The organism is Fictibacillus sp. Mic-4 (assembly GCF_049843615.1).
Classification (GTDB): domain Bacteria; phylum Bacillota; class Bacilli; order Bacillales; family Fictibacillaceae; genus Fictibacillus_A; species Fictibacillus_A gelatini.
On the sequence record NZ_JBBHZM010000001.1, the window covers coordinates 323202 to 335602 of the forward strand.

A 12401-nucleotide genomic window follows, 5' to 3' on the forward strand; every position below is an offset into this window, starting at 1 on the left:
ATTGACAATGAGCAGTTGACTCATTTTACCGCTAGCAAGATTTAGGGGGATGCTTTATGGCCAGGGGAGTAAAGGAAATGTCAGGGAAAGAGAAAGCGGCGCTCTTAATGATCTCTTTAGGCCCGGACATAGCCGCGCAAATCTACAAATATTTAAGTGAAGAGGAAATTGAAAAGCTGACGTTGCAAATCTCGCAAATTCGGAAAGTAGATTCTGAAGTGAAAGAAAATATCATTAGTCAGTTTCATCAGATAGCTCTGGCGCAAGATTATATTGCGCAAGGCGGGATCGGATATGCGAAAACGGTTCTTGAAAAAGCGGTCGGCAAAAATGAAGCGATGGCCATTATCAACCGATTAACGTCAACATTGCAAGTACGGCCGTTTGATTTTGCCCGAAAAGCGGATCCTGCTCAAATATTCAATTTTATTCAAAATGAGCATCCGCAAACGATCGCTTTAATTTTGTCCTATTTGGACGCTAGCCAGGCAGGGCAAATTTTATCGGAACTCCCGCAAGAAATGCAGGCTGATGTGGCCAAACGGATTGCCACAATGGATCGGACATCGCCGGAAATCATTAATGAAATCGAGCAAATACTTGAGCGAAAGCTTTCAACGACCGTATCCAATGACTTTACACAGGCTGGGGGGATTGAGGCGGTAGTCGATGTCCTTAACGGCGTTGACCGCAGTACCGAACGGACAATTCTTGAATCTTTAGAAGTTCAAGATCCTGATTTAGCGGAAGAAATTAAGAAGAGAATGTTTGTATTCGAAGATATTGTCACCCTTGATAATCGTGCGATACAGCGTGTTATCAGAGATGTCCAAAATGAAGATTTACTGCTTGCACTAAAAGCTTCAAGTGAAGAAGTAAAAGAAGTGTTATTTCGGAATATGTCCGAACGCATGGCGGAAAATTTCAAAGAAGAAATGGAATTTATGGGTCCTGTCAGGCTGCGTGATGTAGAAGAAGCACAGTCTAGAATTGTTGCTATTATCCGCAGGTTAGAAGATGCGGGGGAAGTCGTGATTGCTCGCGGTGGAGGAGATGACATCATTGTCTAAAGTTATTAAATCTTCCCATGCGGAATTAAATCATCGGACAAACCGAAGAATTGAAATTCAACAAATCGATCAAACGATTGTAACTGATCACTTACTGTCAGACGAAGAACGAATTGAATACCGTGAAAAACGTTCGCTTGAAATCCTTCATAGCGCTGAGCGCCAGGCGAAGCAATGGAAAGAAAAGATGGAAGAGGAGCGTCTCGCACACGAGGCATATCTTGAACGAAGCCGGGAAGAGCTTCTCATTAAAATCGAAGAAGAAACGGAGCGTGCCAGACAAGAAGGATACCGGGCTGGATATGAAATAGGAAGGAAGGAGGGGTATGAAAGTTATCAATCCCTTCTTGAACAAGTAAAAAAAATGGCGGAAGCCGCAAAACGGGATTACATGGCTAAACTGGAAGAGGCAGAACCGGCGATTGTAAGACTTGCCGTGAGAATGGCGAAAAAGCTTGTTAAAGATACATTGCGTGAAAATCCGGATAGTTGGACGAATATCGTTAAAGACTTGATTAAAGAAGCAAGGGAAAATGATGAGATTAAATTATATGTTCATCCGGATTGGTACGAGTTTACCATCATGCACAGGCAAGAATTACAAAATTTATTGCTGGAGACGACGGACTTTTATATATACCCTGATGAAACGTTACCAGAATACGGCTGTATGCTAGAGTACCCATTTGGAAAAATAGAAGCCGGACTGGACAGCCAATTTACAGAGTTAAAGAAAAAAATGATGGAATATTTAGAGGTACTAGTAAATGAAAGCACTGGAGCTGCTGTCGAAAATTGAACGCATTGATACATATCGGCGATTTGGCAAAGTGAATCGGGTTGTTGGCTTAATGATTGAATCGAGGGGGCCGGTTGCTTCTATAGGAGATCTTTGTTTGATACATATAAAGGACGGAAGAAAACTAAAGGCAGAAGTAGTAGGCTTTAGCGGCGAGCATGTATTATTAATGCCATTTACCCATGTGAAAGAAATATCGGCAGGCAGTCTTGTAGAAGCTACCCACGAGCCGCTGAAAATTAAAGTTGGTAGAAGTCTGCTTGGGACAGTTTTGGATGGGCTAGGTTCCCCCTTAGATGAAAGAATACGGTTCAAAGGGTTAAAAAGCTTTCCAACTGAAAATGAACCACCTAATCCACTTTCGAGACCGAGAATTAAGGAAAAAATACAGCTAGGAGTTCGTTCGCTCGATAGTCTTCTAACAGTAGGAAAAGGTCAACGTGTTGGCATTTTTGCAGGAAGCGGCGTGGGGAAAAGTACATTAATGGGAATGATCGCCAGGAGTTCTACCGCGGATCTAAACGTCATTGCATTAATCGGAGAACGTGGCCGGGAAGTGATGGACTTTATTGAAAAAGACCTTGGAGAGGAAGGGTTAAAACGCTCAATCGTCGTTGTGGCGACCTCTGATCAACCGGCTCTCATGAGAATAAAAGGAGCAATGACGGCAACTGCGATTGCGGAATATTTCAGGGATCAAGGCCAAAACGTCATGTTAATGATGGATTCCGTTACGCGAGTTGCAATGGCGCAGCGTGAAATAGGCCTGGCTATTGGCGAGCCGCCAACGACAAAAGGATACACTCCGTCCGTATTTGCCTTATTGCCGAAATTGCTTGAACGATCCGGAATGGGCGAGAAAGGGAGCATTACCGCTTTTTATACCGTTCTTGTCGACGGCGATGATTTCAATGAACCGATTGCTGATACGGTCAGAGGAATCCTTGATGGTCATTTCGTTCTTGACCGGAACCTTGCCAATAAAGGCCAATTCCCGGCGATTAATTTGCTGAAAAGCGTCAGCCGAATCATGAACGATATTGTCGACCAAAAACATCGTATAGCGGCAGATCATTTCAGGGAACTGCTCAGCAGCTATATTGAAGCAGAAGATTTAATTGCAATTGGCGCTTATAAACGAGGTTCGACGGAAAAAATTGATCAAGCGATTAAAGCATATCCGAAAATCATTTCTTTTTTGAAACAAAATACGGATGAAAAAACAACTTTTGAAGAGTCCGTTAACCGGTTGATTGCTGAATTTGGAAAGGACGAATAAAATGGCTTTTCACTTTAAATTAGAAAAAGTACTGCGTGTTAAGAAGAAAGAAAAAGAGCTGTTGGAAGCCGAATATGCTCAAGCGGTACAAATGTTCGAACAAATGGCGAACAACCTTTATGAATTGTTAAAGAGGAAAGAAGAAATAGAACATCATTCAAACGAACAGTTTAAATCGAAAATGGTAGTCAACGATCTTCAGAATACACAGCGGTATCTGCTATCGTTAACCCAAAAAATCGCAAAAGCGCAAATTCAAGTACAAAAAGCGCGCGAACTAATGAAGATCGCAGAGCAGCAATTCGTTTCAAAAACAATTGAAGTGAAAAAGTATGAAAAATTAAAAGAAAGACAAATGGAAGAGTACAAGAGAACCCTATTTATTGAAGAAAATAAGCAAAATGATGAGTTTTCGATTTTGCGCTATATCAATCAATGAAATTAGGTGAACGAAATGGCAACTAGCGAAAGATCGGGCAAAAAAATACAGGCTTTGCTAATGATTTTCTTTCCATTATTGTTTGCAATCATCGTCGGTTGGATTGTAATGCTGCTTATGGGAATCGATGTTTTCGGTAAAGTGAAAGAACTTCCCGTGATTTCCAGCTTTGCGACCAAAGACAAGAACATTGACCAAAATACTGGCAATCATCAAGTGGAACTGTTGAATAAAAAAATCGTTCAGCAAAATAAAGTCATTTCCCGCCTGGAAAAAGATTTATCAAGCAAGGAGACAGAAGTCCTTCAATTAAAAGATGATCTTGCCGCAGCAAAAAAACGTGAAGAAACAAGTCAATCCAGCAAAACCAATCAAGAAGAAAGCGCAAAAACAAATGACAAAAAAGAAAAGGTTGCCAACTGGTACAATGCGATGTCGCCAAAAAATGCAGCAGCAATTATTGAAGAAATGAAAACAAAAGAAGCAATTGAGATTTTAAACATGCTAGATGATGAAGCAACGGCAGGAATATTGGAAAAAATGACACCCAAAAAAGCTGCTGAACTAACCATCCTATTAAAACAAAGGAGGTGAGGAAGTAGACGTGAAGATTACAGTACCCTGTACTATGCCTATGTCGGAATTTATAGCATCAAATAGTTCCCAGAATCCTCAAGCCGAAGAGTTTAATAATGCCTTATTGCAGGCTCTACAAATTTCAACTTTAAATGTGAAGGATGTTTCGACAAGGGACGCTGAAATTCCACCCGGTCAAATCATTGTTGAACTAAAGAAAGTGCTGGGTGAGGGAGATCTAATGCTTGAGCCGAAAGAACTATTAATGGATGATGCGAAAAAGCTGCTTTCGCTTTTGCCGAAGGAATTGGGGGAGCAATTGGAAAAATTGTTCGACGGAACCAATCATGCGGGCAATGTTAAGGAAGATGAAAAAGGACAGGAAACGGTCGTTCAATTGCTCGGACTCGTTATTCATCTCGCTTATCTCGATCTGAAAACCATCGAAAACAACCGGATGTTTCAAAGCGTGGGCGAACATATCCAAAGGGAACTTGTAACTCATCTTCCGTTCCTGCAAAAAATTGACCAAAAGGATTCGTCATGGGGCCATTTTTTAAAGGAAATCGTTCAACAGGTTGAACAATGGTCCCAATCGAATCATCGATCAATTGAGCCGAATGCAAGTAAGGAGAACGGGCCATTTATAAAAGTTCTTTCAAGTTTCACAAGTATGGATGGCAAGGCGGGCATAGAAGGCCAGCTAAAGCGGATAGATGCGATTCATCCACGACTTTTTTCATCGAAACCGGCGTCACATGCAATGAATAGTCGATTTGACAGCGCGCCGATGCATGCGTTAGAACAGTTTGTTCTTCACGTTCCTCAATATAAAGGTGATGAAATCTCCGAACGGCAATTTGTTCGTGAATTCAATCAAATTATAAGCCGTCATCAATTGGCGATTTTGCAAAATGGAATATCCCGGTTCTCTATTCAATTGACGCCGGAGCATTTAGGAATGTTAGATATTCAGATTTTCTCAAAAAACGGTGAAATAACAGCGAGAATTATGACCGGAACACAAGCAGCAAAAGAATTGCTCGAATCACAGCTGCATCACTTGAAAACCGCCTTTCACGGATCCGATTTACAGCTTAACAAAATTGATATTTTCACATCACTGCAGGATGCGGGCTATAAGGAACAAGGATCATTCTCCGGCAGGCATAACAGACAGGAGCAACAACCATCATTAAAAGACGAAAAAAATAGCCAGGATGACGACCAATCATTTATCGATATATTAGATGAACTTAATATAAAGGTGTGAAAAAAATGGAGAATCGTGTTTCAAGTGACCTTTATTTATCAAACTATCAAAAAAACGAACGACAGACAGGCACAAGCGCGCTTGGAAAAGATGATTTTTTAAAAATTTTAATTACGCAATTGCAAAACCAGGATCCGACTAGCCCGATGGAAGATAAAGAATTTATTTCACAAATGGCAACTTTTTCATCACTTGAACAAATGACGAACATGAACAAAATGTTTGAACAGTTTTTATACCAGCAAAGTGATATGTCTTTTTTTCAACAAAGCGAGCTCATTGGAAAAACGGTTACGTATGAAGTGGATAGCTCGGGGAATTCAGGAGATCCATCGCCAAAGACGAAAACAGCAGTTGTGAAGTCAGTCCTGTTTGAGGACGGGACGACAAAGCTCGAGTTAGATGATGGGACAAAAATTGATAATCGGGCAGTAATTAAAGTGAGCAAACCTTAACCAAAAACTTAAAGGGGGAAGCAATATGTTACGTTCTATGTACGCTGGTATTAGCGGAATGAAAAATTTTCAAACGAAATTAGATGTTATCGGCAACAATATCGCCAATGTCAATACATACGGGTTTAAAAAAGGAAGAACGGTATTTAGCGATTTAGTGAGCCAGCAACTTGCCGGTGCAAGTGCTCCATCAGCTACTAGAGGGGGAGTGAATCCGAAACAGGTTGGCCTCGGTTCCCAGCTTGCGGCCATTGATACGGTTCAAACGCAAGGAAGCTTGCAAACGACTGGCCGTACACTTGATTTAGCAGTTGATGGCGATGGCTATTTTGTCGTAACAGATGGAACAAATACGTATTATACGCGGGCTGGCAACTTTTATTTGGATGAAAAAGGAAATCTTGTTACCACAGACGGGCTCTATGTTCAGGGAACTGGAGGCAAATTATCGATTCCAAAAGATGCTGAAAGTTTTAGCATTGGTCCGGATGGAACGATTAGCTACATCCAAAATGGATCATTAAACAATTCTCAAAAAATTCAACTTGCGAAATTTAATAATAATGAAGGGTTAGAAAAAGCAGGGGGAAATCTCTTCAGGCAGACGACGAATTCAGGGAATGCCACTGTTAATAATCCGGGAACAAACGGTTTAGGGACAATAAAATCAAGTTCGCTTGAAATGTCCAACGTTGACCTTTCAGAAGAATTTACCGAGATGATTGTCGCCCAGCGCGGCTTCCAGGCCAATACGAGGATTATCACAACATCTGATGAAATTTTGCAAGAGCTCGTCAATCTTAAACGTTAGTTAATAATGTGAAGGGAGGAGGGGGAGCGCCTCAATAGTTAACCCCCATCTTCAAATGATAGTTTTAACAAAATTAAACGGCGCGCAATTTGCGTTAAACGCCATATATATTGAGCTGGTAGAATCATTTCCGGATACGACGATCACACTTACAACAGGAAAGAAATTGGTTGTAAAAGAGTCAGAACAGGAAGTTATTGAAAAAATAACTGCCTATTATAAAGAAATTACAGTCATTGGATCAAGTTTACAAGACGGGGAGGACAATTGAATGGAGAAGAGCAAAAAAACGGTAGTCATTGGTACAGTCATCTCTTCCGTCATCATTGCAGGATTGTTAGGATTTTATCTCTTCCATCAATTTTCTCCAAAGTCCAAAGAAGAGAATAGTCCGGCCGCAGACGAACTTGAAAAGCTGACGGTAGAGACGGAAGAGATTACGACGAATTTGGCAGATGATAGCTATATTAAAGTGAAATTTAAGCTTCTTGCAGGCAGTAAAAAAGCGAAACAAGAAATAGAGCAGCGATTATTCCAGATCAACAATATCATCATTTACGAACTGTCTGATAAGAAGGCGAACGATTTAAAAGGACAAAAAGGGATTACTGGATTAGAGGATGTATTAAAACAGAAAATCAACCGCCTGATGCAAGAAGGAAAGGTTGTCAGAGTCTACACTACAGAAAAAATTGTTCAATAAGATGGATCGTTAAAACCCCTTTAGAAAAGAGGTGAGGCACTTGGCAGAAATATTATCGCAAAGTGAAATTGATGCTTTATTGTCTGCCCTTTCTACCGGAGAAATGGATGCAGAGGAATTAAAGAAGGAAGAAGAAGAGAGAAAAGTTAAAACATATGATTTTAAACGCGCGTTGCGTTTTTCTAAAGATCAAATACGAAGCATTACAAGAGTCCACGAGAATTTCGCAAGGCTTTTAACAACTTATTTTTCTGCACAATTAAGGACTTATGTGCAAATCAATGTTGCATCCGTTGACCAGCTTCCATACGAAGAATTTATTCGGTCGATCCCGAAGATGACGATCTTAAATATTTTTGAGGCGAGTCCGCTTGAAGGACGCCTTTTGATCGAAGTGAATCCGAATATCGCGTATGCCATGCTTGATCGGGTAATGGGCGGATATGGCGCAAGCATGAATAAAGTAGAAAACTTAACGGAAATTGAAACAAAAATTATGTCGCAATTGTTTGATAGAACATTAGAAAGCTTTAAAGAAGCATGGGGGAATATGATTTCGCTTGAACCTAATATGGTAGGTTTTGAAGTGAATCCGCAATTCCTGCAAATGGTTTCGCCAAATGAGACGGTTGTCGTCATTTCATTGACGACGACGATCGGGGAAACGAGCGGAATGATGAACATTTGTCTTCCTCATGTTGTGCTCGAGCCGATTATTCCAAAACTGTCCGTGCACTATTGGATGCAGACAAATCAAAAAAACCGGCGTCCCGAAGAAGCCGCCTTTTTAGAACAAAAAATTAAACTTACCCAATTGCCGTTAACCGTTGAACTAGGAAGTTCCGATTTGACAGTTGAGGAATTTTTGCAATTGGAGTGTGGAGACATCATTCAGCTCAATCAAAAAATCGATCGACCATTACATATACGTATCGAAAACACGATGAAATTTTTAGGCCAGCCCGGTAAGTCAAGAAATCAAATGGCTGTACAAATTATCGAAGTACTTGAGGGGGAAGAGGAAAGTGGCAAGTGATGGAATGTTATCACAAGAAGAGATTGATGCGTTGTTAAATGGAAGGGATGTTCAATCTTCAGACAATGTATCAGTAAATGACTATTTAACTTCAATTGAACAAGATGCGCTAGGAGAAATCGGCAACATATCGTTTGGCAGTGCCGCCACAGCTTTGTCAACATTGTTAAATCAAAAGGTTGAAATTACAACTCCGACTGTTTCGGTTATAAAAAGAGATCGTTTAATGGATCAGTTTCCAGTCCCCCATGTTGCCGTTCAAGTTACATATACAGAGGGAATAAAAGGTGCGAACCTGCTTGTTATCCAAACGACGGATGCTAGAATCATAGCCGATTTAATGCTTGGCGGAGACGGAACGAATCCTTCATCTGATTTTGGTGAACTTCATTTAAGCGCTGTTGGGGAAGCGATGAATCAAATGATGGGCTCAGCTTCAACATCGATGTCGACCATTTTTAATAAAAAAGTTGATATTTCCCCTCCAAAACTTGACATTCTAGAATTTAATTCGGAGGAAAATCTGATTCCTGATGAAGACATTCTAGTGAACATTTCGTTCCGGCTAAAAGTAGGAACATTAATTGATTCGAGCATTATGCAACTAGTCCAGGTTGATTTTGCAAAGACATTAGTTGAGGAATTATTGAATCCACAGCCGGCGAGGGAAATGGTTCTAGCGGGCGAGCCTGAATATAAAGAAAAGCCTGCAATGGAAAGTGCTGGCACCGGAACGGTTCATCGGCATTCAGAGCCGATGAAAGAAGAACCGCGCCCAATCAGTAAGCCGATGGAGAGCCATCGGGCAGTATCTGTAGAGCCGGCTGTTTTCTCAGATTTCAATGAAATGGAGAGAAGCCATTTTGAAACGAAAAACCTGGATATGCTTTTAGACATCCCGCTCCAGGTAACCGTTGAACTTGGAAGAACAAAAAAGACAATAAAAGAAATACTCGATCTTGCTCCAGGATCGATTGTCGAGTTGGATAAATTAGCTGGAGAACCAGTTGATATACTAGTCAACCAAAAATTAATAGCTAAAGGCGAAGTCGTCGTCATTGAAGAAAATTTTGGCGTACGCGTGACTGACATTTTGAGCAAAAAAGACCGATTGCAAACGTTATAAAACAAATTTTCATTGTTGGAGGTAGTAAATATGGGAAATAGGATTTTAATCGTAGATGATGCGGCATTTATGCGTATGATGATCAAGGATATTTTAGTAAAAAACGGGTATGAAGTTGTCGGTGAAGCAGCTGATGGAATGCAGGCCGTCGAGAAATATAAAGAATTATCACCGGACCTTGTCACAATGGATATAACGATGCCTGAAATGGACGGTATTACCGCGTTAAAAGAAATTAAAAAGATAAATGGCGATGCAAAAGTCATTATGTGTTCAGCGATGGGCCAGCAGGCGATGGTTATTGACGCGATTCAAGCCGGCGCGAAAGATTTCATTGTGAAGCCGTTCCAGCCCGATCGGGTCATCGAGGCAATTAAAAAGACGATGGGTTAAAGAAGGAAATAGGATGAAGCATCTTTTGTCAATTCAGCATAAACTCATTTTCATCTTCTTCATTGTCTTGTTACTTGTCATTCAAAGCGTTCCTGTCGATGCAAAAACGTTCTCGAAAACAGAAAAGGAAGAATGCAAGACCGTCTGGGATTGTGTTGGCGATAAGGGAAAACAAGAACATTCTGTGACTGGCAATGAAGAATCGATAAATCAAAATCAATCACCGCCATCAAATGGCAGCACATTTACAACGATTGTGAAGGTCGTTTGCGCCTTAGGATTCGTACTTTTTCTTCTCTATTTTTTGCTTAAATTTATTCAGAAAAAAACGAAGACCTTTCACGAAAGAGGTGGTATTCAAACAGTCGGCGGAGTAGGGGTTGGTTCTAACCGTTCTGTTCAGCTTGTAAAAGTCGGGAAAACTATACTGGTTGTCGGCGTTGGCGAAACAGTCAGTCTGTTAAAAGAAATTACGGATGAAGACGAAGTAGAGGAGCTTTTAGCAAAAACAGATGCTTCCCCATCGCCGCCGTCCTCCCGTACGATTAGTGATTGGTTAGTAAAATTAAAAGGTGTAAAGGTAGAGAAGTCTTCCCGGGATTTCTCCCGCCTTTTAAAAAGCCAGCTGGATGATCTGGCAGAGGAGAGAAAAACCTTCTTGAAAACAATCGGAAAGAAAGGGAAGCCTCATGAATGATTTACTCCCGGGGATTAACCTGGACTTTTTATCAAACCATCATCCGGGAAACCTGGAAACAACTATTCAACTTTTATTGCTTTTAACGGTTTTATCACTTGCGCCAAGTATTCTAATCTTAATGACAAGCTTTACGAGAATCGTCATTGTGCTGTCTTTCGTTAGAACTTCAATAGGAACCCAGAGTGCGCCGCCAAACCAGGTAATCATCGGACTTGCTCTGTTTTTAACTTTTTTTATTATGGCACCGACCTTTCATCAAGTGAATAAAGAAGCCATTACGCCTTTAATCAAAGGTAAAATCTCTCAAGAAGAGGCGTTTGAAAAAGGTTCCTTGCCGATGAAAGAATTTATGGCCAAACATACAAGACAAAAAGATTTAGAGCTTTTTTTACATTACAGCAAGGCAAAACAACCGAAAAATATAAGTGATATTGGTCTCGCTACACTTGTTCCTGCCTTTACGATCAGTGAGCTGAAGTCGGCTTTTCAGATGGGGTTTATGATCTTTCTGCCTTTTCTCGTGATCGATATGGTCGTCTCAAGTGTGCTTATGGCCATGGGAATGATGATGCTTCCGCCTGTGATGATTTCCCTGCCGTTTAAACTATTATTGTTTGTTCTTGTTGATGGTTGGTATTTAATCGTCAAGTCTCTTCTTTTAAGTTATTAAACAAGTAGGTGTCTATATGAATTCGCAATTTGTTATATCAGTCGCCGAAAAAGCGGTCTATACGACGCTGGCAATCTGCGGGCCGCTTATGTTGCTTGCGCTTGTAGTAGGTTTAGTTGTCAGTATTTTTCAAGCGACAACCCAGATTCAAGAACAGACGCTCGCGTTTATTCCAAAAATTGTTGCCGTACTTTTAGCGCTTATCTTTTTCGGACCGTGGATGCTGTCGGAACTTCTTAACTTCACTTACCAAATTTTTGGGAACTTAACAAAATTCGTAGGTTCATAGTGATGAGTTTGCAATTTTTAAATTCGTTGCCGACTTATGTACTGGTTTTTGTAAGAGTGAGCGCTTTTTTTGCAATGGTTCCGTTTTTTTCTTATAGAAATATACCGAATGTACATAAAATCGGCTTGTCAATCCTTTTATCATGGATGATTGCTTATTCAGTGAAAATGCCGGTGGTACCGATTGATGGTTTCTACTTCTTGCTCATTATTAAAGAAGCAATGATCGGTCTTGCGATTGGGATGATTGCTGCAATTCTTTTTTATGCCATTCAAGTTGCAGGGAGTTTTATTGATTTTCAAATGGGGTTTGCTATAGCGAACGTTTTCGATCCGCAAACAGGGGTACAAACGCCGTTAATGGGAAAGTTTTTACAAACAGTTGCTCTCCTATTTATTTTAAGTGTGGATGGACATCATCTTCTCCTGGATGGCATTTATTACAGTTATTCCTTCGTGCCGGTGAATGATCTGTCTTTTGGATTCGGTTCGGGCGATGTGGCGAAATATTTCGTTTCAACCTTCGGCGCTATGTTTGTAATTGGCTTTCAAATGTCCATTCCAATTGTCGGCTCTTTATTTTTAATTGATGTTGCTCTTGGAATTGTCGCAAGAACTGTTCCGCAACTTAACATTTTTGTTGTCGGTCTGCCGTTGAAGATTATCGTTGCATTTATTCTACTTATTTTCATTTTGCCAGCCTTTTTTATGAGCGTTCATTATCTTGTGGATCAAATGGTGGAGGCAATGAGAAAGTTATTGGAACTGTTAGGTGGGACATAG

The 12401-nt window shown here is 40.6% G+C and carries 17 protein-coding genes; all 17 read left to right on the top strand.

The annotated features are described in order from the left end of the window. Positions 1-56: 56 nt before the first annotated feature. From fliG to fliR, 17 genes are read left to right on the top strand one after another with little or no spacing between them, the layout of a single operon-like run. The gene (gene fliG, locus WD019_RS01650) at positions 57-1070 is read left to right on the top strand and encodes a flagellar motor switch protein FliG (protein WP_026675876.1); all 1014 of its coding nucleotides are present in this window, start codon (positions 57-59) and stop codon (positions 1068-1070) included. Then, positions 1063-1869 (top strand): flagellar assembly protein FliH, encoded by an 807-nt coding sequence (fliH, locus tag WD019_RS01655; protein WP_425710447.1) that lies wholly within the window; start codon positions 1063-1065, stop codon positions 1867-1869. The genes fliG and fliH overlap by 8 nt, the downstream gene beginning before the upstream one ends. Continuing rightward, positions 1838-3148 (top strand): flagellar protein export ATPase FliI, encoded by a 1311-nt coding sequence (gene fliI / locus WD019_RS01660; protein WP_425710448.1) that lies wholly within the window; start codon positions 1838-1840, stop codon positions 3146-3148. The genes fliH and fliI overlap by 32 nt, the downstream gene beginning before the upstream one ends. Position 3149: 1 nt before the next feature. Further along, the gene (gene fliJ, locus WD019_RS01665; protein WP_026675873.1) at positions 3150-3587 is read left to right on the top strand and encodes a flagellar export protein FliJ; all 438 of its coding nucleotides are present in this window, start codon (positions 3150-3152) and stop codon (positions 3585-3587) included. Positions 3588-3602: 15 nt separating this feature from the next. Further along, positions 3603-4181 (top strand): magnesium transporter MgtE N-terminal domain-containing protein, encoded by a 579-nt coding sequence (locus WD019_RS01670; RefSeq protein ID WP_425710449.1) that lies wholly within the window; start codon positions 3603-3605, stop codon positions 4179-4181. A 10-nt stretch (positions 4182-4191) separates the two neighbouring features. Further along, on the top strand, positions 4192-5436 hold the full coding sequence (locus WD019_RS01675) for a flagellar hook-length control protein FliK (RefSeq protein WP_425710450.1): 1245 nt from the start codon (positions 4192-4194) through the stop codon (positions 5434-5436). 5 nt (positions 5437-5441) lie between these two features. Beyond that, positions 5442-5891: a flagellar hook assembly protein FlgD gene (gene flgD, locus WD019_RS01680; protein ID WP_026675870.1), complete on the top strand. Its 450-nt coding sequence runs from the start codon at positions 5442-5444 to the stop codon at positions 5889-5891. Between the two features lie 25 nt (positions 5892-5916). Next, entirely contained in the window at positions 5917-6702 is a 786-nt protein-coding gene (gene flgG / locus WD019_RS01685) for a flagellar basal body rod protein FlgG (protein WP_026675869.1), read from the top strand. Positions 6703-6757: 55 nt separating this feature from the next. Beyond that, positions 6758-6973, top strand: a complete 216-nt coding sequence (locus WD019_RS01690; RefSeq protein WP_026675868.1) for a flagellar FlbD family protein — start codon at positions 6758-6760, stop codon at positions 6971-6973. Further along, entirely contained in the window at positions 6974-7405 is a 432-nt protein-coding gene (gene fliL, locus WD019_RS01695) for a flagellar basal body-associated protein FliL (protein WP_026675867.1), read from the top strand. A 40-nt stretch (positions 7406-7445) separates the two neighbouring features. After that, positions 7446-8441 (top strand): flagellar motor switch protein FliM, encoded by a 996-nt coding sequence (gene fliM / locus WD019_RS01700; protein ID WP_026675866.1) that lies wholly within the window; start codon positions 7446-7448, stop codon positions 8439-8441. Continuing rightward, complete coding sequence (fliY, locus tag WD019_RS01705; RefSeq protein WP_026675865.1) at positions 8431-9567, top strand: flagellar motor switch phosphatase FliY; 1137 nt, start codon at positions 8431-8433, stop codon at positions 9565-9567. Before fliM ends, fliY begins: the two co-directional genes overlap by 11 nt. 30 nt (positions 9568-9597) lie before the next feature. Next, positions 9598-9960, top strand: a complete 363-nt coding sequence (locus WD019_RS01710; protein WP_425710451.1) for a response regulator — start codon at positions 9598-9600, stop codon at positions 9958-9960. A gap of 13 nt (positions 9961-9973) precedes the next feature. Then, positions 9974-10657, top strand: coding sequence for a flagellar biosynthetic protein FliO (locus WD019_RS01715; RefSeq protein WP_425710452.1), 684 nt, complete (start codon positions 9974-9976; stop codon positions 10655-10657). Further along, positions 10650-11330 carry a flagellar type III secretion system pore protein FliP gene (gene fliP / locus WD019_RS01720; RefSeq protein WP_026675863.1) on the top strand — a complete coding sequence of 227 codons (681 nt, stop codon included), beginning with the start codon at positions 10650-10652 and terminating at the stop codon, positions 11328-11330. The genes WD019_RS01715 and fliP overlap by 8 nt, the downstream gene beginning before the upstream one ends. Positions 11331-11346: 16 nt before the next feature. Next, complete coding sequence (fliQ, locus tag WD019_RS01725; RefSeq protein ID WP_026675862.1) at positions 11347-11619, top strand: flagellar biosynthesis protein FliQ; 273 nt, start codon at positions 11347-11349, stop codon at positions 11617-11619. Positions 11620-11621: 2 nt separating this feature from the next. Further along, positions 11622-12401: a flagellar biosynthetic protein FliR gene (fliR, locus tag WD019_RS01730; RefSeq protein WP_035349718.1), complete on the top strand. Its 780-nt coding sequence runs from the start codon at positions 11622-11624 to the stop codon at positions 12399-12401.